The 25836-nt window shown below is 63.3% G+C and carries 22 protein-coding genes; 8 read left to right on the top strand and 14 right to left on the bottom strand.

The annotated features are described in order from the left end of the window. Positions 1–13: 13 nt before the first annotated feature. The 3 genes from S4A8_RS03615 to phaZ all read left to right on the top strand — a co-directional run bounded on the left by S4A8_RS03615 (position 14) and on the right by phaZ (position 3632). Entirely contained in the window at positions 14–1720 is a 1707-nt protein-coding gene (locus tag S4A8_RS03615; protein WP_353219065.1) for a PHA/PHB synthase family protein, read from the top strand. Then, on the top strand, positions 1704–2552 hold the full coding sequence (locus S4A8_RS03610; protein ID WP_353219064.1) for an alpha/beta fold hydrolase: 849 nt from the start codon (positions 1704–1706) through the stop codon (positions 2550–2552). Before S4A8_RS03615 ends, S4A8_RS03610 begins: the two co-directional genes overlap by 17 nt. Positions 2553–2729: 177 nt before the next feature. Beyond that, positions 2730–3632, top strand: a complete 903-nt coding sequence (gene phaZ / locus S4A8_RS03605; RefSeq protein ID WP_353219300.1) for a poly(3-hydroxyalkanoate) depolymerase — start codon at positions 2730–2732, stop codon at positions 3630–3632. Here the strand turns inward: phaZ and S4A8_RS03600 are convergent. Together S4A8_RS03600 and rnt are read right to left on the bottom strand one after the other, a co-directional pair. Next, on the bottom strand, positions 3586–4353 hold the full coding sequence (locus S4A8_RS03600; protein ID WP_353219063.1) for a lysophospholipid acyltransferase family protein: 768 nt from the start codon (positions 4351–4353) through the stop codon (positions 3586–3588). The genes phaZ and S4A8_RS03600 overlap by 47 nt on opposite strands. Positions 4354–4562: 209 nt before the next feature. Next, entirely contained in the window at positions 4563–5219 is a 657-nt protein-coding gene (rnt, locus tag S4A8_RS03595) for a ribonuclease T (RefSeq protein WP_353176815.1), read from the bottom strand. A gap of 151 nt (positions 5220–5370) precedes the next feature. Here rnt and S4A8_RS03590 point away from each other — a divergent pair, with 151 nt between their 5' ends. From S4A8_RS03590 to bamJ, 3 genes are all read left to right on the top strand, one after another. Beyond that, the gene (locus tag S4A8_RS03590; protein WP_353219062.1) at positions 5371–6579 is read left to right on the top strand and encodes an argininosuccinate synthase; all 1209 of its coding nucleotides are present in this window, start codon (positions 5371–5373) and stop codon (positions 6577–6579) included. A gap of 353 nt (positions 6580–6932) precedes the next feature. Then, positions 6933–8264: an MFS transporter gene (locus tag S4A8_RS03585; RefSeq protein WP_353219061.1), complete on the top strand. Its 1332-nt coding sequence runs from the start codon at positions 6933–6935 to the stop codon at positions 8262–8264. 79 nt (positions 8265–8343) lie between these two features. Beyond that, the gene (gene bamJ, locus S4A8_RS03580; RefSeq protein WP_353219060.1) at positions 8344–9195 is read left to right on the top strand and encodes a BamJ family beta-barrel-assembly machinery protein; all 852 of its coding nucleotides are present in this window, start codon (positions 8344–8346) and stop codon (positions 9193–9195) included. 167 nt (positions 9196–9362) lie between these two features. Here the strand turns inward: bamJ and S4A8_RS03575 are convergent, their stop codons facing one another. The 10 genes from S4A8_RS03575 to metG all read right to left on the bottom strand — a co-directional run bounded on the left by S4A8_RS03575 (position 9363) and on the right by metG (position 22053). Beyond that, positions 9363–9971, bottom strand: coding sequence for a helix-turn-helix transcriptional regulator (locus tag S4A8_RS03575; RefSeq protein ID WP_353219059.1), 609 nt, complete (start codon positions 9969–9971; stop codon positions 9363–9365). 12 nt (positions 9972–9983) lie between these two features. Continuing rightward, positions 9984–11012, bottom strand: coding sequence for a putative solute-binding protein (locus tag S4A8_RS03570; protein ID WP_353219058.1), 1029 nt, complete (start codon positions 11010–11012; stop codon positions 9984–9986). Between the two features lie 216 nt (positions 11013–11228). Next, a complete protein-coding gene (locus S4A8_RS03565) occupies positions 11229–12884 on the bottom strand; it encodes a phosphoenolpyruvate carboxykinase (ATP) (RefSeq protein ID WP_353219057.1) in 1656 nt (551 codons plus the stop codon). Between the two features lie 126 nt (positions 12885–13010). After that, complete coding sequence (locus S4A8_RS03560; protein WP_353219056.1) at positions 13011–14342, bottom strand: hypothetical protein; 1332 nt, start codon at positions 14340–14342, stop codon at positions 13011–13013. Beyond that, entirely contained in the window at positions 14332–15438 is a 1107-nt protein-coding gene (locus S4A8_RS03555) for a hypothetical protein (RefSeq protein ID WP_353219055.1), read from the bottom strand. The genes S4A8_RS03560 and S4A8_RS03555 overlap by 11 nt, the downstream gene beginning before the upstream one ends. 96 nt (positions 15439–15534) lie before the next feature. Next, positions 15535–16257 carry a phosphoglycolate phosphatase gene (locus S4A8_RS03550; protein WP_502950699.1) on the bottom strand — a complete coding sequence of 241 codons (723 nt, stop codon included), beginning with the start codon at positions 16255–16257 and terminating at the stop codon, positions 15535–15537. Then, complete coding sequence (locus S4A8_RS03545; RefSeq protein ID WP_353219053.1) at positions 16242–16907, bottom strand: fumarylacetoacetate hydrolase family protein; 666 nt, start codon at positions 16905–16907, stop codon at positions 16242–16244. The genes S4A8_RS03550 and S4A8_RS03545 overlap by 16 nt, the downstream gene beginning before the upstream one ends. Beyond that, entirely contained in the window at positions 16904–17551 is a 648-nt protein-coding gene (gene nth / locus S4A8_RS03540) for an endonuclease III (protein ID WP_353219052.1), read from the bottom strand. Before nth ends, S4A8_RS03545 begins: the two co-directional genes overlap by 4 nt. Positions 17552–18859: 1308 nt before the next feature. Further along, entirely contained in the window at positions 18860–19513 is a 654-nt protein-coding gene (locus S4A8_RS03535) for an RnfABCDGE type electron transport complex subunit B (protein WP_353219051.1), read from the bottom strand. A gap of 485 nt (positions 19514–19998) precedes the next feature. Further along, positions 19999–22053 (bottom strand): methionine--tRNA ligase, encoded by a 2055-nt coding sequence (gene metG / locus S4A8_RS03530; RefSeq protein ID WP_353219050.1) that lies wholly within the window; start codon positions 22051–22053, stop codon positions 19999–20001. Between the two features lie 120 nt (positions 22054–22173). On the opposite strand from metG, the gene apbC reads away from it, so the two are divergent. Continuing rightward, complete coding sequence (gene apbC, locus S4A8_RS03525) at positions 22174–23265, top strand: iron-sulfur cluster carrier protein ApbC (protein ID WP_353219049.1); 1092 nt, start codon at positions 22174–22176, stop codon at positions 23263–23265. Here apbC and S4A8_RS03520 read toward each other — a convergent pair. Further along, entirely contained in the window at positions 23262–24164 is a 903-nt protein-coding gene (locus tag S4A8_RS03520) for a LysR substrate-binding domain-containing protein (protein WP_353219048.1), read from the bottom strand. The two genes, apbC and S4A8_RS03520, sit on opposite strands and share 4 nt — an antisense overlap. 117 nt (positions 24165–24281) lie before the next feature. On the opposite strand from S4A8_RS03520, the gene S4A8_RS03515 reads away from it, so the two are divergent. Beyond that, positions 24282–24587 (top strand): DUF1127 domain-containing protein, encoded by a 306-nt coding sequence (locus S4A8_RS03515; protein WP_353219047.1) that lies wholly within the window; start codon positions 24282–24284, stop codon positions 24585–24587. Positions 24588–24804: 217 nt separating this feature from the next. On the opposite strand, the gene S4A8_RS03510 is transcribed toward S4A8_RS03515, so the two are convergent. Further along, positions 24805–25812, bottom strand: coding sequence for a zinc-dependent alcohol dehydrogenase family protein (locus S4A8_RS03510; protein ID WP_353219046.1), 1008 nt, complete (start codon positions 25810–25812; stop codon positions 24805–24807). Positions 25813–25836: the final 24 nt, after the last annotated feature.

The raw sequence follows: 25836 nt of genomic DNA, 5'->3' as shown, positions 1-25836 counted from the left end.
GGGCCGTTTTCATATGAACGCGATCGCTTTCGATACCGAAATCACACGCGCCAACGACGGCTCGCCGCGGGCGTTGCGCGATCTCAACGGCGCCCAGGCCTTTGTCGGCTCGCGCTGGGGCGAGGCACTGTCCTCGGCCGGCGAACTGCTGCGCGTACTGGCGCTGCATCCGATTTCCCTGGCCCGCGCCCAGGCCTCGCTATCGCTGGAAATGACGCGGATCGCGCTGGGTCGTTCGCACCTGCGCCCGGCCCCCGACGATCGGCGTTTTACCCATCCTGCCTGGCAGGAGAACCCGGCGTTTCGACGCCTGCTGCAGGGCTATCTGGCCTGGTCGAGCGCATTGCTCGAGCTCGTGCACGGCCTGCGGATCGGCACCGATCAGCGCCGACGGCTGTTGTTCGTGGCCGAGCATCTGGTGGCCGCGGGCGCGCCGAGCAATCTGTTCGTGACCCATCCCGGCTTTTACGATGCGGCCACGCGCACGCGCGGCGTATCGATCATTCGCGGTATTCGCCATCTGCTTGAGGATCTGCGCACCAACCGCGGCTTGCCGCGCCAGGTGGATACCAGCGCCTTCCGGCTGGGGCGCAATATCGCGGCTACCGAGGGCGCGGTGGTCTATCGCAACGACATGTTCGAGCTCATCCAGTACAGCCCGCGCAGCGCCGAGGTCGATGCCGAGCCGGTATTGTTCTGCCCGCCGCAGATCAACAAGTACTACGTGATCGATCTGTCGCCCGAAAAGAGCTTCGTACGTCATGCCCTGGAAGCCGGCCAGCAGGTGTTCACCATCTCCTGGCGCAACCCGACCGCGACCCAGAGCGACTGGGATCTGGCCGCTTATGTGCGGGCCACCGCCGAAGCCATCGATATCGTCAGCGCCATTTGCGGCGACCAGCGGGTCAAGTTGGTCGGCGCCTGTGCAGGCGGGCTGACCGCGGCCGTCACACTGGCCTGGCTGGCCGGGCGCGGCGAACAGGCGAAAGTCTCGTGTCTGTCGTTATTCGTGACCATGCTTGATTCGCCGCGCAGCCGGCGTCTGGCGCGGGTTGCCGACGATGCGGCCGTAACCGCCGCGCTGGCGCGTTCGCAGTTTTCCGGCGTACTCGACGGCGCCGACATGGCACGCACCTTTGCCTGGCTGCGCCCGAATGATCTGATCTGGCATTTCGTGGTCAACAACTACGTGCTGGGCAACGACCCGCCCGCCTTCGATGTGCTGTACTGGAACAGCGATACCACCCGCCTGCCAGCCGCGTTGCATGCCGATCTGCTGATGGTCTATCGCCGCAACCGCCTGCGCCGGGGTGCCGATTTCAGTATCGATGGCGTAGATATCGATATTGCCGCCATCGATCGCGATGTGTTCGTGGTCGCCGGGGCGCGCGACCACATCACGCCCTGGCAGGCCTGCTATCGCTCCATGCAGATGTTTCGCACCAATATGCGCTTCGTGCTGGGCTCGGCCGGGCACGTGCAGTCGATCCTTTGCCCGCCGGGCGACGAGAGTACGCGTTTCTACGTCAACGATGATTACAGCCTGGACCCGGCTGCCTGGCGGCGGGGCGCGCGCGAGCAACAGGGGTCGTGGTGGCCGGCCTGGGTCCGCTGGGCCGAATGCCATGGCGGCGAGCGTATCGCCGCACCCACGGTCTATGGCAATGAAACCCACGAGCCGCTCGATCCGGCCCCGGGGCGTTATGTCCGCCAGATCTGAGCCGCGTCGAGTCGAGCATGTCGCGCTCGATGGTGAGCGCCTGCATACCGCCTTCGTGCCTGATAATGGCACGCCGCTGTTGCTGTGCAACGACTTCGCGGCCAACCTGGAGATACTCGACGAATTCGCGCTTGCGCTGGGGCGGCCGGTGCTGTGTTTCGACCTGCCCGGCGTGGGGACGTCCGCGGATGTGACCACCATGCGGCGCATGCCCGCGCTCGCCCAGCTGCTCGCGAGCCTGCTCGATCACTACGGGCTCACGCGGCCAGTCGATGTCATGGGCATTGGCTGGGGCGGGTTGCTCGCTCAGCAGTTCGCCCATTCGCAGCGCGATCGGGTGCGCCGGCTGGTATTGGCGGCAACCGCCAGCGGGCAGCTGATGTTTCCGGGGCGCCTGGCCAGTCTCATGCGCCTGGCGCGCCCGGATGCGCTCAGCCGCGTAGCGCCCGATGCCGAACAGGCACGGACCGTGTTCGGCGGGCGGCGCAACGACGAATGCCAGCAAATCGCGCAGGCCATGAGCCGGGCGAGCGCGCCCACCCGGCGTGGCTATGCCGCCCAGTTGTATGCGTTGACTGGTTTCAGCAGCCTGCCCTGGCTGCATCGCTTGAACGTGCCCACGCTGGTCATGGCCGGAGACGACGACTCGATCGTGCCCACCGTCAACGCGCGCGTGCTGGCGCTGTTGTTGCCGCAGGCGCGCCTGGAAATCCTGCGCGGCGCGGGCCATTGGTTCGTGCTCGAGCGCACCGACGAGGTGGTTCGCATGCTCGATGAATTCCTCGAAGCTAAGGTTGCGATCACCGCAGCCGATCAGAATAGTGTGTTCTGATCGCTTGCAATTTATATTGCACTGCGGCAAAAGTCGTAGACTCGAGCATGTCGCATTGCGGCATACTCGTTCGAATCATGATGTCGAGGGGAGCCCGTGAGCGCAGTGGTCGCTGACAATACCGCGCCTCGACGCAGTTTGCCGCCCAATCTGAGCGTGCTGCGTCGGCGCACGAGAATGCAGGTCGAGTTCATCGACGTGGATGGCGTGCGTTTGCGGGTGGGTGTACGACGCGGGCGCGGCCGGCCGATGCTGTTGTTCAACGGCATTGGCGCCAATCTCGACATGACCCTGCCGCTGGTCAATGCCCTCGACGATGTGGAAGTCATCGTATTCGATGTGCCGGGCGCGGGAGATTCCCCCGCGTTGACCGTGCCGCACCGTTTTCGTTGGCTTGCGCGCCTGGCCGCACGGCTGCTCGACCGGCTCGGCTACGATATGCCGCTCAATATCGCGGGCGTGTCCTGGGGCGGGGCGCTTGCCCAGCAGTTCGCGCTCGATTTTCCGGATCGCACCAATCGCCTGGTGCTGGCGGCGACCTCGACCGGCATGCTCGCGCTGCCAGCGCGTTCGAACGTGCTCAAGCGCCTGACCAATGCACGTCGGTTTCAGAAGAACGAAAATCTGGCCCAACTCGCGCCCACGCTCTACGGCGGCTTGATGCGGCGCCGGCCGGAGCTGCTGGAGCGTAACGGCCATTTTTCACCGGACCCGTCCACGCGTGGTTATCTCAACCAGCTCATCGCCGGGCTGGGCTGGACCAGCGTGCATCGGCTGCACCGCTTGCGTTGTCCGACCCTGATCATGGGCGGCGATGACGACCCGGTCATGCCGATGGTCAATATCCGGCTGCTGTACTGGCTGATCCCGAAATCGTATCTGCATATCGTGCGCGGCGGCGGGCATCTGTTCCTGCTGGTACGCGCGAACGAAAGCGCGGCCGTGATCAAGCGCTTTATCAACGAGCGTCGCTACGACGGCACGGATGGGCAGGATTATTACGCGGCCCAGAATCTGCCGCCCGACGGCACGCTCAAGCCGCTGACTGCGACTCGCGCATTGCCCGACGCCGGGCCTTGATTGCCGCCATCGACTGGCGATGGCTGATCGCCACATAGCTGGCCTCGGCCAGACTGCGCCGGTCGTAGCCGCGCGGGTCGATGGGCGCACACAGGCGCACCTGGGCGCGCAGGTCGTGGATACGAAACAGATCGCGAAAATGCGGCCACAAGGCGGCTTCGTTCACCCAGGGCGCAAGCGCATGGTGCATATCGGCCGGGGTGGTGTCATCGCAGTAGCGTAGTGCGACCGGCAGCACCGGATATTCGCCTTCGATAGCGGCCGCGAACAGCCGGGCATGAAAGCGTTTGGGCATCGGGTCGGCGGTGGTGGTGCCTTCCGGAAACAACAAAACCGAACGCCCGGCATCGAGCACGGAGCGAATCTTGGCCGAGGTTTCCGAGGTCTTGCCCGCGCCGCGGCTGAGAAACAGCGTGCCAGCGGCGCGTGCGAATGCGCCCACCAGGGGCCAGCCGTCGATCTCGGCTTTGGACACGAACGAGGCATTGAAGGCGTGCCCGAGCACGACGATATCCAGCCAGGAACAGTGATTGGCCACGATCAGCACGGGCCCGGCCGGCAGTTCGCCGTCGATATCCAGCGATACGTCCAGCACGCGCAGCATGCGTCCGTGCCACCAGCGCACCAGTTTCCAGGAGCGGTTGCCGATCAGCGGCACGAACGGGCACAGCGCGACACCAAGCAACAGCAAGCCGGTCAGGCGTGCGGCTTTGAGGCACATTCCCAGCCGTCCGAGCAGCGGACGCGGGGCAGCGGAAAAAGATGAGTCGGCCATATCGCGGGCACAAGTTAGCCGCTTGGCGTGGCCCGGGCAAGCCCGCGATTGGGAAAGCGATTTTTTAACAATGGGCCACCCTGCGGCGCACCCGTGTGCGTGCTATCGCGTGACAGCGATACGCATGGCCGGATCGAGGTCTGTCGCCTGCGTGCTCACTCCTGTGGCAGCGGCGGGATGTTTTCGTAGATCGGACGAAAGCGATTGACGATAGTGCAAAAAAGCCGGGCGGTCTGTTCGGTGTCATAGCGTGCCGAATGGGCGGCATCGTTATCCCAGCTCATACCCGCGGCGGTGGCCGCACGGCGCAGCACGGTCTGACCGAACGCGACCCCGGCAAGGGTCGCCGTATCGAAACAGGAAAACGGATGAAACGGGCTGCGCTTGATACCGGTGCGCGCGATTGCGGCATTGAGAAAGCCCAGATCGAAATGCGCGTTGTGGCCGACCAGCACCGCGCGCTTGCAGCCGGTGTCCTTGACCATGGTGCGCACCACGCGGAATACGCGGGCCAGCGCTTCGCGTTCGGGCAGCGCGGGCCGTAGCGGATGGTGCGGGTCGATACCGTTGACCTCGAGCGAGGCGGGCTCGATGTTCGCGCCCTCGAACGGCTCGACGTGGTAGGACACCGACTCGCGCAGTTCCAGTTGGCCCTCGGCATTGAAATCGACCGTCACTGCGGCAATTTCCAGCAGGGCGTCGGTCGCGTTATTGAAACCGCCGGTTTCGACATCGACGACCACGGGCAAAAAGCCGCGAAAACGCTGTGCCATGACCGGCAGCGCGGTTTCGGAAGAGTGAATATCTGTCATGGCGCGATAGTAGCAGCCCGGCGTGTCCGTCGGGGCGATGTCGGCGTATGGATCTGCCTGCTACCGGCCGGGCGATGGCTGTAGCGCGCGGCGTGCGTATAATGCGCGGTTTGCACCGCCATTCACCGCGAACAGTCAAAACCGCAAGCCTATGAGCGACGTCAACAAAGTAGTGCTGGCCTATTCGGGCGGCCTGGATACTTCCGTGATCCTGAAGTGGCTTCAGGACGAATACGACTGTGAGGTGGTGACCTTCACTGCCGATATCGGCCAGGGCGAGGAACTCGACGAAGTTCGCCCCAAGGCCGAAAAACTCGGCGTGAAGGAGGTCTTCATCGACGATCTGCGCGAAGAGTTCGTGCGCGACTTCGTATATCCGATGTTTCGGGCCAACGCGATCTACGAAGGCGAGTATCTGCTGGGCACGTCGATTGCGCGCCCGCTCATCTCCAAGCGCCTGGTCGAGATCGCGCGCGAAACCGGCGCCGATGCCATCGCCCACGGTGCCACCGGCAAGGGCAACGATCAGGTACGCTTCGAGTTGTCGGCCTATGCGCTCATGCCCGGCATCAAGGTGATTGCCCCCTGGCGCGAATGGGATCTGAATTCGCGCGAGAAGCTGCTGGCCTATGCCGAGGAGCACGGCATCGATATCCGCAAGAAGGCGGATGGGGGCTCCCCGTATTCCACCGATGCCAATGCGCTGCATATCTCCTATGAAGGCGGCGTGCTGGAAGATCCGTGGACGCCCGCCGAAGAGGCGATGTGGGAATGGAGCGTGGCCCCCGAAGACGCCCCCGATGCGCCGCAGCAGGTCGATCTGACCTTCGAAAAAGGCGATATCGTGGCAATCGACGGTGAAACGCTCACGCCGTATCAGGTGCTGGCCAGGCTCAACAAGCTCGCCGGCGCGCACGGCATCGGCCGTATCGATATCGTCGAGAATCGCTATGTCGGCATGAAGTCGCGCGGTTGCTACGAAACCCCGGGCGGCACGGTCATGCTGCGCGCGCACCGCGCGATCGAGTCGATCACCCTGGATCGCGAAGCCGCGCATCTCAAGGATGAGCTGATGCCGCGCTATGCCAAGCTCATCTACAACGGCTACTGGTTTTCGCCGGAGCGCGAGATGCTGCAGGCCGCGATCGACAAGTCGCAGACCCACGTCAACGGCACCGTGCGCGTGAAGCTCTACAAGGGCAGCGTATCCATCGTCGGCCGGGCCTCGGAAAGCGACAGCCTGTTCGACGAGGCGATCGCCACTTTCGAGGACGATCGCGGCGCGTACGATCAGAAGGATGCTGCGGGCTTCATTCGACTCAACGCGCTGCGTCTGCGTCTGGGCCATCGCCAGCGCTAAATTCGGGCCTCGGTCACCCGGCGTGAAATTATTTTCATGCCGGGTGGCGGATAGCCGAAAGCGGCTGGCCAAACTGCCGTTATATTGATTCGGCACCAAAACAGCCGAGGTGGCTCGCGGTGGCGTTGTTCGGCCGCGGCGCGCAAGCGTTTGCTTGGGCGCGTCATTAACCCGAACAATTACTTTTTCATGCCGCCTTAATCACAACGTGAATCACGACGGGCCGCGCACGATCGAGTCGTGCGCGATCGAGACTGTCGTGGCGGCCGATCCGTACATAGAATGGCGCGCGCATCGAATGGGTCGATGCGCAGACAGCCGCCGGCCCTGGGCCGGTCCCGAGAGCGCAAACCATGGGTCAGGTGATCGTTTCGCTGGCGGCGATGTTCGCCAGCCTTACGCTGTTTATTGCCGGCACGTCGCTATTGACCACGGTCGTGGCCGTGGAGCTGGGCGTAGACGGGTTGTCGACGCTGCAGGTCGGCCTGGTGCTGGGCTGTCACAGCGTTGGCTTTGTCATCGGCTCGTTGTTTGCCACCCGTTTGGTTCGGCGGGTTGGCCAGGTTCGCTCGTTTGCGGCGTTTGCCGCCGTCGCCTGCTCGGCGTCGCTGATTCACCCGCTGTTCTTCGACGGTGCGCTGTGGGCCGTGCTGCGCGTGCTGGTTGGCTTCTGTGCCGCCGGGCTGATCATGGTATTGGAAAGCTGGATCTCCGGGCGCGCAACCCATGCGACGCGCGGCGCGCTGCTGGGCATCTACCAGGTGGTCTTCTTCTTCGCGGCCGCGTTGGGGCAATATCTGGTATCGCTGGGCGAAACCGACGATTATCCGATCTACACGATCGTGGCGATCCTCATCGTCATGTCGCTGGTGCCGCTGGCGCTCACGCGCTCGGAAGCACCCGCGCCGGATACGGCCGACCGGCTACGTTTTCGCCAGCTCTATGCGCTATCGCCCAGTGGGCTGCTGGGGGGTATCGCGGGCGGCGCGCTGGTGGCCGGTTTCAGCACGCTCGCGCCCGTGTATGCCAGTGATATCGGCATGAGTCTGGCCGAGGTGTCGCGTTACATGGCCTTCGCTGTACTGGCGACCATGGCGATCCAGTGGCCGATCGGCCGGTTGTCCGATCATTTCGATCGGCGTCTGACCGTGGCCGCGATCAGCACCATCGCCACGCTCGCCGGCATCGCGGCGGCCGTCGTTGGGGCGCACGATCTACGCGTGCTCTATGTGGCCACCGCGCCGCTGTTTGGCCTGGCTGCCTGTCTGTATCCGATCAGCCTGTCCATGATCAACGATAATATGGATCGGGGCGATCCTATCTCCGCCAGCGCCGGGCTGTTGCTGGCGTATGGGGTAGGGACCTGTATCGGCCCGGTAGCGGGGGCGGTTTTCATGCAGGGTCTGGGCCCGGCCGGGCTGTTCGTGTTTCTGGCCGGTGTGTTTGCCCTGTATTCGCTGTTCGTGTTCTGGCGCGGCTTCACCACGCCGTCCGTGCCGGTGGCCGATCAGAGCCGCTTCGTGACCATTGTTGCGGCCAATACGAGTCCCGCGATTCTGGAACTCGACCCGCGTCACGAACTCTATATGGAAACGCCGCATATCTTCGACGAGCTGCACGCCGGGCCCGCGCCCGGTGTCGAGCCCGCTGAATCGCCCACAAAGGCCGACGGGCCGGGCGTTTGACCAAGATAAAAGCGGCTTTTTCTCGTCAGGCCTTTCGCGTAGGCTTGCGGTTTCCAAGAAATGGACATGGAAGATCTCAATGAAACGATATATGGCTTTGTTGGCGTGTCTGTTCGCGCTCACGGCATGTGGTAACCAGTCGGACGCCGATAACGCATCGGCCGATGCAGGCGCTTCCAACGGCAGCGATAGTAGCGCCAGCACCGACAAGGCCGGCGATTTCGAGAACGAAAAGCAGCGTCGCAGTTATGCGCTGGGTATGGATATCGGCAATTCGCTCAAGGAGCTGCCGGTGGATATCCAGGTGGATGCCCTGTCCGAAGGCGTCAGCGACGTGGTCAGCGGCGGCAAGACGAAGTTGAGCCAGGACGAACTCGACGCAGTCATGCAGAGCTTCGTCAAGGAGATGGAAGCCGCACAGCAGAAGAAAGCCAGCGAGCAGGCCGAGAACAACCTCGAGAAGGGTCAGAAATTCCTGGCCGAGAACAAGACCAAGGACGGGGTGAAGACCACCGACAGCGGTCTGCAGTACAAGGTTATCGAAGAAGGCGATGGCCCGAGCCCGAGCGCGGACGACAGCGTTACCGTGCACTACACCGGCAAGCTCATCGACGGCACCGTGTTCGACAGCTCGCGTGAGCGTGGCGAACCGGTGACCTTCCCGGTCGATGCAGTCATTCCGGGCTGGACCGAAGCGCTCCAGCTGATGAAGCAGGGTGCGAAGTACGAGCTCTACATCCCGGCCGATCTCGCCTACGGCGAACGCGGTGCGGGCGCTCAGATCGGGCCCAACGAGACGCTGATCTTCGATGTCGAACTGCTCAAGGTCGGCGCTGGCGATAAAAATGCCAACGCCGGCAGCGACAGCAACGAAGACGGCAGCGATGCCGGTGGCCAGAGTGGCGACAAGGCAGGCGCGAACGCCGACTAACGGCAATGCGTGCGCCCGGCTACCGGGTGATCGACGTCATTCAGCCGCCGGCAGTGATGCCGGCGGCTTTTTTATGGGCTGTTTTCGGCCTTGGCGTATGACAGTGCGCGGCGCACGCGCAGTCTTGCCGTCCGACGAAAACGCCCCGCAAACCGGCGGTTTGCCGGTCAGTAATCCTGCAGTGCGTTCACCGCGCGCGGTTCCACGCCTGGCTGCGCATTGATTGTCTGATCGAACAGGCGTTGCAGGGCGCGACGCTCGAGCGTGGTCGGGCGCCGCCAGAGCAGGCCCTGGCGCGTACTCCAGCGTACCGGACGTATGAATAGCGGCTCGATGCGCGGTGCGCGGTCCGGCTCGTGGGTACGCAGTTCGATACGAAAGAGCGTGTCGGCGTCGACGAGCGTAGCCTGCAGGCCGTCATGCAGTTCGCCGCCGCGTTCGATTTGTGCGCGAATATGATCGAACGCAGCGTGCAGGCTCGGCTGCAACTGTGCGCCCTGCGGTGGCAGGCTGCGACAACGCCAGCATAGCCACAGCCCGGCAATATCGGCATCGGATCGCTCGAGATCGGTAATGTCGACCTCCAGCGCGCGCGCCAGATCGTCGACCAGGCGGTCCCATACCTTGCCGCTGCGCTCCCAGGCCTGGATACCACGCAGTCTGGATGCGGGCTTGCCCGAATCGAGCACGGCATCGCCCAGTGCCTGCTGGGTATAGCCGCGGCGCTCGCGCCAATAGCGGATACGCCCCGGATCGAGTGCGATACTTTTCTTCATGCCGCCAACCCGTTAGTAGACCGGGCCGCCTTCCGAATCGAGGCTGCACTCGGCTCGCCCCGGCGCCTCGGCGCAGCGGATCTTCTTGAGCAGGCGTTGCATGCGGTGGCTGTACCACTGCTCGTTCCAGAGCTGTTCTCGTACGTCGCGGAACATGGCCCGATAGCGCTCGCTGCGCTCGGCGTTTATGGGTACCCACAGCGACGCCGGTATATCGGCCTCGGCTTTTTCAAGCCGTACCTGCATGTTGTCGAACAGGGTATCGGCCACCCAGCGCCGTGAGCGTTGCCCAAACTCGGCATCGAAGCGATCCGCGTGCACGACGATCTGGCCCGAAAGCGTACCGAGCACGAAATCGGCGATGCCGCCGTTGGGCGTGACGCCGCGTTCGAGTTCGAGCGGCTCGTAAGCGATTGCGGGCGCATAGGTCAGATCGGCGCTGCCATTGTTGAATAGCGGCCCGAGTTTGGCGATGCTCGCCGGCACCGGCGAGGCACCGACCGTTTCTACCACCGCGCGCGAGGCGCGATCATAGGCCAGAACGGCGATACGCTTGCCGGCCAGCCGGTCCAGGCCTTGGAGATCCTGGCGGTCCCGGGCGAACAGGAAGACCTTGCCCAGCGGCACCACGCCGACGACTTCGTTGCCGTTGGCGCGCATCAGCGACGCGGCCTTGGGTTGGGCCATGGCCGTGATCGCACGCCGCAGCGCAGCATAATCTTCCAGCCCGCCGGCCATGTCGAGACTGCCCGCAAACGGCACGAGCGCGCGGGTTCGTACGCCCGACAGTACGACCATGTCGCATTTGCCGGCCTTGAAGTCGTTCGCAGCGACTGCTTCGTCGGTGTAGGCACGCGCATCGAGGGCATAGCCCCAATCGTGGGCCTGCATCGCGTAGTCCCTGAACAGTTCGTATACGAAGCCGTCGGCGCCGACGGGGTCGAAAACACAGGCACGGCGCTCGCGTTCGGCGGCGGCGCCGAGCTGAGTGAAGGCCGTCAGCAGGGTGGCGATCAAGCCGAAAGCAATGAATCGTTTCATTGGATACGCTCGAAACTCCATGTGAACAGTTGTACACATTAGAGGCGTATGCATACCAAGTCAACACTTGTTCACATCGGCTGATGGCGCAGTCGTTGACGTGCGCGTTGCGCGCTGCGTGGCTTTATTCCCCGGCGTATGGCCGCGGCCTGCAAGCAGCCGCGGCTGCGGGTAATTCGGCGGCGGGCGGCAACAAGTGCTGGCCCGCCGGCGGTGCTACATGACTGCTTCGATACCGAGCTGGTCGAAGCCCTTGGCCTGGTAGTTATCGCGAAACATACCGCGCAGCATTTCGGCCTGACGGTCGTAGGCGGCCTTGTCGTCCCAGGTATTACGCGGGTTGAGTATCTCGCTGGGCACGCCCGGGCACTGCGTGGGCATGGCGAGGTTGAAAATGGGGTGATTCTCGTACTCGGTGTTTTCCGGGTCCAGATCGCCAGCCAGCGCGGCGTTGAGCAGGGCGCGCGTATGCTTGATGGAGATACGCTTGCCCACGCCGTGGGGGCCACCCGACCAGCCGGTATTCAGCAGAATGCAGCGGGCCTTGTGGGTACGCATCTTCTCGGCCAGGATTTCGGCATAAACGGATGGTTTCTGGGCCATGAACGGGGCGCCGAAACAGGCCGAAAATGCCGCCACGGGTTCGGTCACACCGACTTCGGTGCCGGCAAGCTTGGAAGTGAAACCGGACACGAAGTGATACATCACGTCCTTGGTATCGAGCAGGGACACCGGCGGCAGCACGCCAAAGGCGTCGGCGGTGAGTAGCACGATGGTTTCCGGATGCGGGCCGCGCGCGCCGTCGGCGACGTTCGGGTTGGCCGACAGCGGATAGGACAGCCGCGTGTTTTCGGTAATCGAACCATCGGTGAGATCGAGATCCTGCGGGTCGGTATCGGCCAGCGCCTTGCCCGGCAGCGGCGGGACGTTCTCGATCAAACAGCCTGGCGTCGACAGCGCGCCGGCGATGACCGGTTCGGCGTCCTTGTCGAGGTCAATGAGCTTGGCATAGCAGCCGCCCTCGAAATTGGACACGCCATCCTCGGTCCAGGCGTGTTCGTCGTCGCCGATGAGCTGACGATCCGGGTCGGCGGATAGCGTGGTCTTGCCGGTGCCGGACAGGCCGAAAAGAATCGCGCCGTCGCCGCGTGCGCCGACATTCGCCGAGCAGTGCATGGGCATTTCGCCCATTTCCGGCAGAAGGTAATTCATGACCGTGAACATGGTCTTCTTGACCACGCCGCAGTAGTCGGCCCGGCCGAGCACGAGGCCGATCCGGTTGCGGATATCGATGATGACCGCGCGGTTCGACTTGGTGCCGTCGCGTTCGGGGTCGCAGTGGAAGCTGGGCACATTGAGCAGCGTCCAGCGCTTGTCGTTCGGGTTTTGTACATCCACACCGTCGGCGAACATGTTCTTGGCGAACAGCGCATGGGTGGCGAATTCGCCGACAAAGCGATAGGGCACGGCATAGGCCGGATCCCAGCCGCAGTACACATCCTGGACGTACAGATGTCGGCCACGCTCGTTGAGATGGGCGGCCACGCGTTCGAGCAGCGGCTCGAACCGGTCCGGGTCGAATTGCTGGAAGTCGGACTTCCACCAGATCTTGTCGATCAGTTCCGGCCAGGCGACGGCGAAGGTGTCCTGTACCGGACGACCGGTGCAACTCGGGTCGGAGTAGTAGACCAGCGGGCCTTCGAGACCGAGTGCCGTTTCATAGGCCTTGGGTTCGTCATCCGGCCCATCAGCGCGAATACGGCCGCGATCGTTCGCGAGCGCTTCGCGAAACAGCGCGTCCTTGCCGAGATTGTGGCGATACTCGAGGCCGTCCAGGCCCAGCGTCTTGTTCAACTCGGCATTCAAACTCATATGCACTTGTCCTGAGGGCACCAGACCTGCCGGGCCGGCAAAAACGCGCAGATTACCGGTAAGGCCCGTAGCTGGCAATACACGCCCGCGGCACGTCAGCCACGGTGTACGCCGCGCCGCGACGCGCTAGTTCGCCGCGGCCGCACGCGGCGTCAAGCCGCTGTACTGGTGGATATCCTGATCGTCGATCTTGAAGTCGTTGGGCACCCGTACGATCAACGCGCCATCCATCTGGGCACTGATCGTGCCTTCGGCACTCTGGGCGCGATAGTGATAGAGATTGAAACGCAGCGGCGCGTCCGAGTTGCCCATCAGCTGCAGGTTCGCGTTGACCAGCAGGGTGGAGTAGAAGCGTGCATCCCCGGCCTGGAGCCAGATATAGCTGTCGGTGGCCACGGGCGGATCGGTGAAACCGCTATCCGCGGTGTCGCTGGAGAACGTCAGCGTCAGGCCGGCATCACTCAGGGTGGCGCTATCGAGCTTGTCGATTTTCACTCGCGGCGGCGGAAACATGGTTTCCGGATCCATGATCAGCCGGTTGTCCTTGAGCTGTACGCCCTCGCGGGAAAACGGGGTGAGTGTCTGCAGCTTGAGCCCCACACCCGAGAGCAGTGGTTTTACCGGCATGCCGAACTGTTTGACGCTGGTCGGTGCGTAGACGAGTTTATTGTCTTTGGTCACCGTCATCGGGCCTTCGAGCGTCGTCGGCAGCCCGCCCACCGGCGGGATGAACTCGAACAGGCGCGCCCCGACCTCGACCTTCAAGGTGTCTTTCGATGTGCTGTTCTTGACGCTCGACAGCGAGCGCGGCTGGTAGTCGAGCACATAGTTATTGAACAGGGCATCCAGATCCTTGGGCCGGATGAGCACCTCGCCGGACAGGATATGAATATCGAACTGTTCCGGATCGTCGAAATTCACCGGATCGCCCGCTTTTTTGGGTTCGAGTAGCGCACGCAGGTTCTTGACGTAATAGCCGATATTATCGTCGAGATAGAATTCGACATTGCGTGCCTGCAATGCCACCGCGCGCACCCCCGAGTCGCGCAAAGTGAAGTCGCCGACGTTGCGATCGAGCGCGGCAGGCAGCAGACGCCGACGCCAGATATTGCGTAGCTCGGCATACCGCTTCTGCTGGGCGACCACGACATCCGGATTGACCATTTCGTCGTCGTTGGCGTCGGCCGGACTGTGCTCGTCGGTAACGTTTTCGGACGCCGCATCGGAGTCGGCTTGCGATTGCGAATCGGCTTTGGCCTTGTCGTCTGCCTGTTCGTCCTCGTCATCATCGTTGAGCGCCGGGGCCAGCCGGCCCGGCTCCGGGCCCAGCGACTTGCGCATCTGGCCCTGTGCCCAGCCATTGTTCGACAGGCCGGCGAGCAGCAGGGCGAGCAGGATCGTGCCCAGCGGATGACGGGCGCGCCGGGTCAAGCGCTGTAGGCGGTTATCAGGACGCATCGCTGTCCTCCGGCAGAGCGGGTTGGAGGTAGTCGGCAGGCTGGTAGGCGCCGAGATAGATGGCGATCTCGCCCGAGGGTGTGGCATCGAGCACGCCGTTGACCAGCTGCTCGCGATAGTTGTAAAGCGATGTATCGAGCTTGCCGCCGTCGCGCGCCATCAATTGCAGGCGCGCGTCGGTGATCACCGCGCGCTGAATACGCACGTCACCGCCCTGGAGCATGACGTAGCTGTCGCTGTCGACCACCGGGTCCGGGAACTCGGGATCCTGGTCGCTGGTGATATCGAGATTGACCCCGGAACTGTCGATGCGCATGTTTTGAACATGCACGCTCTGCTCGGGTGGTGGCAGCGCGTGGTTGAGATCCAGCACCACGTTGTTACCGGAAAAACCGGCGCCCTGGGACTCGATCTGCAGTAGCTTGGACAGCTGCAGATTGATGGCCTCCAGCAGCCCCTTGGCCTGCATTGGCCCGATCTTGATTTCGTCCGGTTCGTAGACGAACAGATGACCCTGTTTGAGTTCCACCTTGCCGGACATGTGGAAAGGCAGCCAGACATTGGGGATTTTCGCCGCTTCGCCTTCGACGACAAGCCGTCCGTCATCCCGGGTCGAGGCCTTGATCTTGCGCAGCTGCGAATCCGGATAGTCGGCAAGATACTGGTTGAACAGCGCCGACAGCGCCTTGGGCGGCAAGGTGACCTGCCCGTGTAGCGGGTGGAAGATGAAGGAGGTGGGATCATCGAGCACGATCGGCGCGCCGGCTTCTCGCGGGATCAGCACCGCCGACAGGCGTTTGGTATCGAAGGCGATCTCGCCGACGACCCGAAAATAGACATTGTTGATGAACAGCCCGACCGACTTGCGCCCCGAGTCACGCAGGGTGCGATCGCGAATGATCGGATTGAAACTCTCTGAAAAGCTGTTCTGACCGTCGTTGTAGCGCTCGATCGAGGCCAGCTGGGCATGCTTGTCCGAAATGAGCGTGGCCGATTCGGCTGCCTCCGGCTGGGCGGCCTTCATGGCGATGACCGCCCCGGCGAGTACGACCACTACCACGGCAATGACGATGCCGATCTTTTTCTTCTTCGTCATCGACGCTGTCTCCTCCCACGTCGTTATTTCGTTGCATCGTCCCGTAAAGGCGACGAAATGACAACTGATCTTTTTAGAAACGCACGGCGGCGCCAGCTATAGGAGTTCGGCGAGCGAGTCGACTTGATGATCGGGCTGGCTGGCGGCGATCGGTTCACCGTGGTTGTAGCCGTAGGTCACCGCCAGAGTGCGAAAACCGGCCGCCTTGCCGGCCGCGATATCGTGACGCGAATCGCCGACCATCAAGGCATGCGCGGGCGCGACACCGGCACGCTCGGCACAGTACAACAGCGGCGCCGGATGCGGCTTCTTCTGGGCCAGACTGTCGCCGCCCAGCGTGAGCGCGAAAAAGCGCGTGAGCTCGAAGTGGGCGAGAATCGGGTCGATGAAGACGACCGGCTTGTTCGTGACCAGCGCACAGGTGACGCCGCGCGTCGCCAAACTGTTCAGACACTGACGCACGCCGTCATATAGCCGCGTTCGGGCGCAGGGTGCGGCGGCATAATGTTCGAGAAAGCGCGCGTGGGCGGCGTCGACATCGGCGCGATCGAGCGCATCCGCAGCGGTGGTGCATGCATGTGCCAGCGCGCGTTCGACGAGTTTGTGGCTGCCGTTGCCCACCCAGTCGCGCACCCGTGCGATGCCGGCGACCGTCAGGCCGCGCTCCTGCAACGTCGTATCGATGGCCGCCGCCAGATCGGGCACCGAGTCGATCAGCGTGCCATCGAGATCGAACACCACCAGGTCGATATCGGCCAGCGCCGGGTGCAGGGCGACCGGGTGGCCGGCCACTTCGGAAGGGTTCACGCGATCGTCCATTCGGCGCCGGGTAGCTGATCGGCACGGAGTTGCAGGTGCATGCCCGGTTGCAGTGGCCCCACACCTTCCGGCGTGCCGGTGAAGATCAGGTCCCCGGCCAGCAGCTGCCAGTGGGCGCTGAGCATGGCGATCAGGTCGGCCACGCCCACGAGCATGGCTGCGGTATGGCCGTGCTGGCGAACCTCGCCGTCGATGGTCAGCTCGAAATGCAGATCGGCGAGGTCGATATCGTCGTCGAGGGCGATCATCGGCCCAAGCGGTGCGCTGTGATCGAACGCCTTGGCTTTTTCCCAGGGCTCGCCGGTGTTCTTCAAATCGGTCTGGACATCACGCAGGGTCAGATCCAGGCCCAGGCCGATGCCGGCGATATGCTCGCGTGCGGCCTCGGGGGCGATATCGCGACCGCCGCTGCCGATTTCCACGACCAGCTCGGTTTCGTAATGAATGGCCCCCTCATCATCGGGCAGGGTGATGGCCTCGCCGGGCGCGACCAGCGCGCTGGCGGGCTTCATGAACACCACCGATTCCTTGCCACTGAGCGTGTTGCCCAGTTCCTCGATGTGCTTCGCGTAATTGCGCCCGATGCAGAAGATGCGCGGTGTATTGCGCGCGGCAAAGGCGTCGGCCGGACGGCTGTGGTCGGGGGTCATGTGGTTTGCTCGCTCAAATTCTTGTGCCGATATTCGCATAGATCGACGATTCGACAGTCGTCGCATAGCGGTTTGCGGGCCTTGCAGGTATAGCGCCCGTGCAGAATCAGCCAGTGGTGCGCATCCAGCAGAAATTCCTTGGGCACCAGACGCATGAGTCGATCCTCGACCGCGCGTACCGTCTTGCCGGGTGCGATGCCGGTCCGGTTGGATACCCGAAAGATATGTGTATCCACCGCCATCGCCGGTTTGCCGAACGCCGTATTGAGCACCACGTTGGCGGTCTTGCGGCCCACGCCCGGTAGTGCCTCCAGTGCCTGTCGTGTATCCGGCACTTCGCCGTCATGTTCGTCGACCAGCGCGCGGCAGGTCTTCATGATGTTCGTGGCCTTGCTGTTATACAGCCCGATGGTCTTGATGTAGTCCTTGAGCCCATCCTCGCCAAGATCGAGGATCGCCTGCGGCGTGTTTGCGACGGGGAACAGCTTTGCCGTGGCCTTGTTCACGCCCACGTCGGTCGCCTGGGCGGACAGGATGACCGCGATCAGCAGTTCGAAGGCCGAATCGTAGCGCAGCTCGGTTTGCGGATTCGGGTTGGCGTCGCGCAGACGCTCAAATATTTCGGTGCGTTTGGCTTTGTTCATGGGTCAGGCCGTGGCGCGGCAAAAGAGGGCAATCGGGGTGGGATTGTATCGGCTTCGTCGCCTCAAGCGATGCGCAGACTGGGCGACGGTGCCGCGGTGCCTGGCCGCGGATTGCCATTAGCGTGCTGTTCGAAGAGCTCTTTAAAGCATCTATCCGCAGATTACGCCGATTACGCAGATTTATTGATTTGGCCGTGGTGGACGATTGGTTTAATCGGTGCTTTGGGCTGGGCGGGGTTGGCGGCAAAGAACGTTCCGCAGATCACGCAGATCACGCAGATCGAAGGAGAGATTTATTGCGGTTCGTTGACGCTTGGCGCATAGGTGGCGCTCTTCTAATCTGCGTAATCTGTGGTTCCTCTTCAAGAATGAAGCCGCCGAACAGCCCGATTTAAAACGCCCGGCCACATCGGCGCCCGTCTGCGGCGTGTCTTTCGGGTGTGACACGATGGTTCATGAAAGGTAGTGATCCGCAGATTACGCCGATTACGCAGATTTAAGGATTTGGCCGTGGTGGGCGATCGGCTTAAGCGGCGCCCCGGGCGGGGTGGCGTTGGCGGCGAAGAAAGGTCCGCAGATCGACGCAGATCACGCAGATCAAAGGAGCGATTTATTGCGGTTCGTTGGCGCCTAGGCGGCGCTCTTCTAATCTGCGTCATCTGTGAAATCTGTGGATGCGTTTGAAGCCCGAAACCGCCGAACAGCCCGATTTAAAACGCCCGGCCACATCGGCGCCCGTCTGCGGAGTGCCTTTCGGGTGTGACACGATGGTTCTTGAAAGGCAGTGATCCGCAGATCACGCCGGTTACGCAGATTTATTGATTTGGCCATGGTGGGCGATCGGCTTAAGCGGCGCTCCGGGTGGGGTGGCGTTGGCGGCGAAGAAAGGTCCGCAGATCGAAGAACGAATATTTGCGGTCGTTCGCTGGCGGCTCGCGCTGCGTCGTGCGCTTACTGATCTGTGTTATTTGCGCAATCTGCGGTTCCGCTTGAACAACGAAGCCACGGCGCAGAATAGCGAGCTCCGGCGCGTTATGGGGCGCGAACATCAGCCCAGCAGGCGTGCGAGCAATCTGACCTTCGCCTTATTCGCGTGTCTTCACGTTCATTTGCGGAACCCTGCTTGCTTACGCCCCGACTTCGATGCCATTAGCGGAACAGGAAAGCCTGCCGATCGAGGGGTGATGCGCGGCGTTTCGCTGGCGTCTGACGCATAGGCGGCGCTTTTCTAATCTGCGTAATCTGTGGTTCGTCTTGAAGAACGAAGCCACAGCACATCATCACCGATCGATATCGGCCGGGGTGGCGTCACTCGCGCCCGGCGCGGCGGGCCTTGGCGCGGGCGATGGCGTCGGCGATGGTGGATTTCTTGGCTTCGGATGTGGCCTGGGCATCTTCGCGTGCATCCACCGTGGCCTCGTGGCGGCTGGCGCGGCGACGACGCGTGGTATGCCGGTTAAGCCGCTTCTGGCGTGCTTCGAACAGGCGGCGCGAACGAGCGGCGCGTTCGGCGTCGATTTCGCGGGCCGGGGGCCAGACCGGCTGGCCGCTGTCGGCTTGGGATTCCGGCATGTCGATACAGTCGACCGGGCAGGCCGGCACACACAGCTCGCAGCCGGTGCAGTCGAATTCGATGACGGTATGCATCTGCTTGGCCGCGCCGATGATGGCGTCGGTCGGGCAGACCTGAATACAGCGGGTACAGCCGATGCATTCGTCCTCGCGAATGAAGGCGACCTTGGGCAGGCTGGCATCGCCGCATTCCGGGTCGATCGGCTTGATCGCCTGGCCGGTGAGCTCGGCCAGGCGTGCCACCGTGGCATCGCCGCCGGGCGGGCAGCGGTTGATATCCGTTTCTCCGGCCGCGATCGCCTCGGCGTACGGCCGACAGCCGTCGTAGCCGCAGCGCCGACACTGGGTCTGTGGTAGCAGAGCATCGATATCGTCGACGGGTGTCGTCATGGTTTCGTTTTCGACATGTTCTCGGCCGATTGGCCCGCAGGTTACGCGACAGGTGCCAGCCGATCGAGTCTATAGCGGCCGTTCAAGGGGTGTGCATGGCGGCGCTTCTGAGCACGCCCACCGGCGATATATCCGCCGTACGTTCGCGAACTAGCCGGCTGGACTAAAAAGTCCTCAGGGCAGCTATTCGCAGATTGATTTTTCAAGCGGCGCGGTTCTCCGACGCTTGCGTCGTTTGAGTCTCCAGCCGTTTCCCGGGAAGGCGTGTCCGCAGATCGACGCAGAAAAACGCAGATCAAAAGCACACGTTTGCAGGTCAAAAGCAAACGTTCTGCAGGCGCGAACGTTGCTTCGCTTCCCAGGGCCTGTTTTCTTAATCTGCGTAATCGGCGAAATCTGCGGATCGCCTTCCGGCATGGAGAACCGAGACCAAGCCGGGTCAACTAGAGGCGCCAGGTGCCGCGGCGTGAACCGGCTCGGCCGCGCTATTTGACCTTGTCGCCGGGTTTCGCGCCGTCGTCGGGCGAGAGGATATGCGGCGAGTCGCCGGCGGCGAGCACCATGCCTTCAGATACGCCGAAGCGCATCTTGCGCGGGGCGAGGTTGGCGACCATGACGGTCAGCCGGCCTTCGAGCTGTGCCGGGTCGTAGGCCGACTTGATACCGGCAAAGACCTGCTTCTTGCCCAGCGCACCCACGTCGAGCGTCAGGCGCAGCAGTTTGTCGGCGCCTTCGACATGGTCGGCGGCCTCGATACGCGCGATGCGCAGGTCCACCTTGGCGAAATCGCCGATCTCGATGGTATCGCTGTCCACGGCGGCTTCGTCCTTCTTCTGCGGTTTGTTGTCTGCGGTTTTCGGTTCGGCTTCGGGCTGGGCCTGCGGCGCGGACTTGGCTGCGAGGTCTTCCTGGCTGGCTTCGATCATCTTGTCGATGGCCGGTTGTTCCACGCGGCGCAGCAGCGGTTTGAAGCGCTGAATCTCGCCCGATATCGGCGTGGCCAGATCGGCCCAGGTCAGCGAATCGACGTTCAGAAATTCTTCGGCGCGCTCGGCGGTTTCCGGCAGCACGGGTTTGAGATAGATCGTGAGCTGGGCGAACAGGGCAAGGGCGGTAGTGCAGATCTGCTGCAGCTCGTCTTCGCGGCCGTCTTTCTTGGCCAGCTGCCAGGGCGCGCGCTCGGCGACATAGGCATTGGCCTCATCGGCCAGGGCCATGATCTGGCGGATGGCCTGGGCGAAACGGCGCTGTTCGTAGTGCTCGGCGATCTCGTCGGCCGCGGCGGCAAAGCGCTCGAATAGTTCCGGCGCGTCCAGCGTATCCGCGAGCTGGCCGTCGAAGCGCTTGGTGATGAAGGTGGCACTGCGCGAGGCGATATTGACGTACTTGCCGACTAGGTCGGAGTTGATGCGCGCGCGGAAGTCGTCGAGGTTCAGATCCAGATCCTCGACCTTGCCGGAGAGCTTGGCGGCGAAGTAGTAGCGCAAAAATTCCGCCGGCATATGGTCGTGCCAGGTGCGCGCCTTGATGAAGGTGCCCCGCGACTTGGACATCTTCTCGCCGTTGACGGTGAGAAAGCCGTGCGCATGGATACCCGTCGGCGTGCGATAGCCCGCGCCTTCGAGCATGGCGGGCCAGAACAGCGCATGGAAATAGACGATGTCCTTGCCGATGAAGTGATACAGCTCGGCCTTCGAATCCGGCTTGAAGAAGGTGTCGAAGTCGAGATCGTCGCGGCGCTTGCACAGGTTCGCGAAGCTGGCCATATAGCCGATCGGCGCATCCAGCCACACGTAGAAGTACTTGTCGTCCGTGCCCGGAATCTTGAAGCCGAAATAGGGCGCATCGCGGGAGATGTCCCAGTCCTTGAGTCCGGCTTCGAACCATTCGTCGAGCTTGCGGGTGACCGCTTCCTGGAGGTGATCGCTACGCGTCCAGTCGTGCAGGAATTTCTCGAAATCCCCGAGCTGGAAGAAGTAGTGCTCGGAATCGCGCTCGACCGGTGTGGCACCCGAGAGCACGGACACCGGATTGATCAGCTCGGTGGGCTGATAGGTCGCACCGCATTTTTCGCAGGCGTCGCCGTACTGATCCGGTGCGCCGCATTTCGGGCATTCGCCGCGAATGAAGCGATCCGGCAGGAACATCTGTTTTTCTTCGTCGAAGGCCTGCGAGATGGTGCGACGCGCGATGTGGCCGGCCTTGTCGAGCCGGGTATAGATTTCGGCCGCCAGTTCGCGGTTTTCGTCCGAATGGGTCGAGTGGTAGTTGTCGAAGCCGATCAGGAAATCGTCGAAATCGCGCTTGTGCTCGGCGCCGACGTCGGCGATGAGCTGCTCGGGCGCGATGCCCATGTCGCGCGCCTTGAGCATGATGGGCGTGCCGTGCGCATCGTCCGCGCAGACATAGATACAGCGATTGCCGCGCAGCTTCTGGAAGCGCACCCACACATCGGTCTGGATGTATTCGACCAGATGGCCCAGATGGATCGAGCCATTGGCATAGGGCAGGGCAGAGGTAACGAGAATATCGCGCGCCATAACAGGCTTTCTTGTCGGCTGTCGAAAGCCCGCCAGTATGCCACAGCCGTGCTCGGTCGGCCGGCGGTGGCTGCTATCATTGGCGCCGTTTCAATTGACCGAATCATCCTGGAAAGCGCCATGAGCGATGCCCTAAAACAGACCGTCGAAACCGAACTCGGCCGTTTCCACGAGCCCTATCTGGATACCGACCTGATCAGCGCGCGCGCGGTGCGTTCGCTGGAGGTGAAGGGCGAGCGCGTCACGCTCGAACTCGATCTGGGCTTTCCCTGCGGCGATTACGGCCAGACGCTGGCCGAACAGGTGCGCACCATGCTCGAAGCGGTCGACGGCGTCGAGCGGGCCGACGTCACCGTCGGTTTTTCGGTGGCCGCACGCGCGGTGCAGCCCTCGCTCAAGCGTGTCGAGGGCGTACGCAACATCATTGCCGTGGCCTCGGCCAAGGGCGGCGTGGGCAAGTCCACCGTGGCGGCCAACCTCGCGCTCGCGCTCAAGGCCGACGGCGCCTCGGTCGGCCTGCTGGATGCCGATATCTATGGCCCCAGCCAGCCGCGGCTGATGGGTATCGAAGGGCGTGCCCAGGCCAAGGATGGCAAGACGCTGCTGCCCATGCAGGCGCATGGCATGCAGACCATGTCGATCGGCTATCTGATTGACAAGGATTCGCCCGCCATTCTGCGCGGGCCGATGGTGACCTCAGCGCTGCAACAAATGCTGTTCCAGACCGCCTGGGACGATCTCGACTATCTCATCATCGACCTGCCGCCGGGCACCGGCGATATCCAGCTTACCCTGGCCCAGAAGGTGCCGGTGTCGGGCGCGGTGGTGGTGACCACGCCGCAGGATCTGGCGCTTATCGACGCACGCAAGGGCGTGGAAATGTTCAACAAGGTCAATGTGCCGGTGCTGGGCATTGTCGAGAACATGAGCACGCACATCTGCTCGAACTGCGGCCACGAGGAAGCGATTTTCGGCGCCCACGGTGGCCAGACCCTGGCCGATGAATATGACGTGGGCCTGCTGGGCGAACTGCCGCTGGATATCTCCATTCGCGAAAATGCCGATGCGGGCCATCCCAGCGTGGTTGCCGACCCGCAGGGCAATATCGCCAGTGCCTATTTCGACATGGCACGACGTACCGCCGCGCGCCTGTCGCAGCAGAAGAAGGACTACGCCGGCAAGTTCCCGAACATCAAGGTGGAAAGTACCTAGGCGCGCAGCGCGCGAAACGCCTCGACCACATGCTGCGCCAGGGCCTTGCCGGCCTCCGAACAATGCGCGCCGAATACGAGCGCCGTATGGGTATCGATCAGCGGCGGTAATTGCGACTCGTCCAGGATTTCCAGGTCCGCTGAATCCACCAGCGGGCGCGGGAACGGCGCGATCGCCAGATCGGCAAGCACAGCCGCGCGCTGGCCGGCGCTGTGATCGCTGCTGTAGGCCACGCGATAACGCCGGCCGGCCCGGTCCAGCGCATCGATCGCGCTGGCACGCCAGGCACAGCCGGGTTCGGCCAGGGCCACGGGCAATGGCTCGCGCAGCTTCGCACTGCCGCCGCGCCGCGCGGCCCAGACCAGCGGTTCGCTGTGTACGATCTCGCCGCGCTCGCTATCGACTTCCCGGCTGCCGACGGTGACGAGCGCGAAATCGATCTGCTCGGCGTCGAGGCGTTCGAGGATCACGCGGCTGGTGCCCGTGATCACATCCGCCTGCACCGCGGGGTTGGAGCGTGCAAAGGCCGCCAGCACCCGCGGCAGGATGCGTCCGCCCACATCATCCGGCGTGCCTACCCGCACCGTGCCGTCGAGCGCGGGGGCGAGAAAACAGGCCACGGCTTCGGCATTCAGCGCCAGCAGCTGGCGCGCGTAGCGCAACAGCAGTTCGCCGTGTTCGGTGAGTTGCACGCGGCGTGCCTCGCGTACGAACAGGCGCTTGTCGAGCGTGGTTTCCAGGCCCTTGATCTGCATGCTCAACGCCGAAGGCGTACGGAATACCGCCTTGGCCGCGCGCGTGAAGCTGCCGTGCTCGGCGATAGCCACGAAACTGCGTAGCACCTCGGTATCGAGTAGTCGCTCGGTGGCGCCGCTGGTTTGGCCGGGCAGTCCAGTCATTACGTTGTGTTAAATAAAACTGAAAGCAGAGTATAGATCTTTTTGCTGTATTGAAAAGCAGGATGCTTCCATGCTGATCCCGTTGCCAAGACATCGGTCACGCATCTGGAGGTATGTATGTGTCAATCGCCTGTCGAACCTCGCCACGAGCCCGGGCGCGGGTCTGGATCTCGGTCTGGGTCGATCAGCCCGCAGATCGAACGGCTCTATATGCCGGCCATGCCGCCGCTATGGCTGTTCGCACTGATCGGGCGTGCCCTGGCACGGTGGCGCAAGCGCCGGGCGGTCAAGGCACTGCTCAAGCGCGACGACCATATTCTGTGCGATCTGGGCTATAGCCGCGGCGAACTCCGCCGGCAGCTGGGCCAACCCGGCCTAGATGTATCCATGCGCTGTAATCGAACCCCAGGCGACGGGTCGTGAACGAGCGGGCGGCGCTTTGCGTGACGGCAGCCCGGCGACGGACCGGACTGCCGCTTATCGTGTTACGAAAACAGCGCGACGCGTGGCTCGAGGCGCGGATCAAGCGTGCTGGTCGCCATCTGCCTTAATGCCTTTGGCCTTATTTGCGCCTCTTTGCGTGGCCGACAACATGCATGCGTTCGCGCAGGCACAGGCGCATACATCACCAATTGTGCATTTACGCGTTGCGCGCCTCGTCGGCGATATCAATCACGATCTTGCCGACGGCCGCGCCGGCTTCCAGATGCGAATGCGCGGCGGCCACATCGCCGAGCGTGAAGCGGCGCTCGTCGAGCAGCGGCTTGAGCTGATCGGTCGCGGCGAGCGCGGCGGCCTTGGTCAGAATCTCGCCGTGGTGCTGGCGATGCACGCCGTGCAGCATGCTGGTGAGCATGAAGATGGTATGCAGCGTGAGGCTCTTGGTATGCATCGGGGTCAGGTCGGCCTCGTATTGCGACACGATGGTCGCGACCTGACCGTTGACCCGCGCTCCTGCAAAAGACGTCGCGATATCCGAACCGCCGGTGGCATCGAAGACCACGTCGAAACCGCGGCCCGAGGTCAGGCGCTGGACATAGTCTTCGACGCTTTCCTCGCGGTAGTTGATGGTTTCGTCCGCGCCCATGCGGCGGGCGATATCGGCTTTCGCGGCCGAGGAAATCGTTGCTGCCACGCGCGCGCCCTGGGCCTTGGCCAGCTGGATGGCGATATGGCCCACGCCGCCCGCGCCGCCGTGGATGAGCACGTGATCGCCGGGCGCGATACGAGTGCGATCGACCATCGCCTCCCAGGCGGTGATCGTCACCAGCGGCAGGGCCGCGGTTTCGCGCCAGTTCAGCGCATCCGGCTTGAACGCCATGAAGGCGGCATCGACGGCAATATATTCGCCGTAGGCGCCCCCGCGCCCGCGCAAACCGCCGGCGCAGCCATAGACGGCATCGCCGTTTTTGAAGTGGGTCACGCCTTCGCCGACCGCTTCGACGACGCCGGCCACGTCGCAGCCGAGTACGCCCGGCAGTTCCGGCGCGATCGGCGGGCCGGCCGCGCGCAGTTTGGTATCGACCGGATTCACGCTGGACGCGATCTGGCGCACCAGCAGCTGACCCGGGCCCGGGGTGGGGGTATCGATTTCGGCGGCTTCGAAGACATCGGGGGCGCCGAATTCGCGAATGAGCTGGACCTGCATGGCGGGCTCCTGGAAACAGTGGAA

This window comes from Salinisphaera sp. S4-8 (assembly GCF_040361235.1).
Taxonomy (GTDB): Bacteria; Pseudomonadota; Gammaproteobacteria; order Nevskiales; family Salinisphaeraceae; genus Salinisphaera.
This window is presented reverse-complemented; position numbering and strand designations above follow the sequence as displayed.

Bases quoted from the DNA above. Each gene is read 5' to 3' on its own strand.
- S4A8_RS03560 (WP_353219056.1), bottom strand. From the start codon at position 14,342: ATGCGTCCTGATAACCGCCTACAGCGCTTGACCCGGCGCGCCCGTCAT.
- rnt (WP_353176815.1), bottom strand. From the start codon at position 5,219: ATGACAGATATTCACTCTTCCGAAACCGCGCTGCCGGTCATGGCACAG.
- S4A8_RS03555 (WP_353219055.1), bottom strand. From the start codon at position 15,438: ATGACGAAGAAGAAAAAGATCGGCATCGTCATTGCCGTGGTAGTGGTC.
- metG (WP_353219050.1), bottom strand. From the start codon at position 22,053: ATGGCGCGCGATATTCTCGTTACCTCTGCCCTGCCCTATGCCAATGGC.
- S4A8_RS03510 (WP_353219046.1), bottom strand. From the start codon at position 25,812: ATGCAGGTCCAGCTCATTCGCGAATTCGGCGCCCCCGATGTCTTCGAA.
- S4A8_RS03520 (WP_353219048.1), bottom strand. From the start codon at position 24,164: ATGACTGGACTGCCCGGCCAAACCAGCGGCGCCACCGAGCGACTACTC.
- S4A8_RS03615 (WP_353219065.1), top strand. From the start codon at position 14: ATGAACGCGATCGCTTTCGATACCGAAATCACACGCGCCAACGACGGC.
- bamJ (WP_353219060.1), top strand. From the start codon at position 8,344: ATGAAACGATATATGGCTTTGTTGGCGTGTCTGTTCGCGCTCACGGCA.
- S4A8_RS03570 (WP_353219058.1), bottom strand. From the start codon at position 11,012: ATGAAACGATTCATTGCTTTCGGCTTGATCGCCACCCTGCTGACGGCC.
- S4A8_RS03600 (WP_353219063.1), bottom strand. From the start codon at position 4,353: ATGTGCCTCAAAGCCGCACGCCTGACCGGCTTGCTGTTGCTTGGTGTC.
- apbC (WP_353219049.1), top strand. From the start codon at position 22,174: ATGAGCGATGCCCTAAAACAGACCGTCGAAACCGAACTCGGCCGTTTC.
- S4A8_RS03610 (WP_353219064.1), top strand. From the start codon at position 1,704: ATGTCCGCCAGATCTGAGCCGCGTCGAGTCGAGCATGTCGCGCTCGAT.
- S4A8_RS03585 (WP_353219061.1), top strand. From the start codon at position 6,933: ATGGGTCAGGTGATCGTTTCGCTGGCGGCGATGTTCGCCAGCCTTACG.
- S4A8_RS03565 (WP_353219057.1), bottom strand. From the start codon at position 12,884: ATGAGTTTGAATGCCGAGTTGAACAAGACGCTGGGCCTGGACGGCCTC.
- S4A8_RS03515 (WP_353219047.1), top strand. From the start codon at position 24,282: ATGTGTCAATCGCCTGTCGAACCTCGCCACGAGCCCGGGCGCGGGTCT.
- S4A8_RS03545 (WP_353219053.1), bottom strand. From the start codon at position 16,907: ATGACCCCCGACCACAGCCGTCCGGCCGACGCCTTTGCCGCGCGCAAT.
- S4A8_RS03535 (WP_353219051.1), bottom strand. From the start codon at position 19,513: ATGACGACACCCGTCGACGATATCGATGCTCTGCTACCACAGACCCAG.
- phaZ (WP_353219300.1), top strand. From the start codon at position 2,730: ATGCAGGTCGAGTTCATCGACGTGGATGGCGTGCGTTTGCGGGTGGGT.
- S4A8_RS03590 (WP_353219062.1), top strand. From the start codon at position 5,371: ATGAGCGACGTCAACAAAGTAGTGCTGGCCTATTCGGGCGGCCTGGAT.
- S4A8_RS03575 (WP_353219059.1), bottom strand. From the start codon at position 9,971: ATGAAGAAAAGTATCGCACTCGATCCGGGGCGTATCCGCTATTGGCGC.
- nth (WP_353219052.1), bottom strand. From the start codon at position 17,551: ATGAACAAAGCCAAACGCACCGAAATATTTGAGCGTCTGCGCGACGCC.
- S4A8_RS03550 (WP_502950699.1), bottom strand. From the start codon at position 16,257: ATGGACGATCGCGTGAACCCTTCCGAAGTGGCCGGCCACCCGGTCGCC.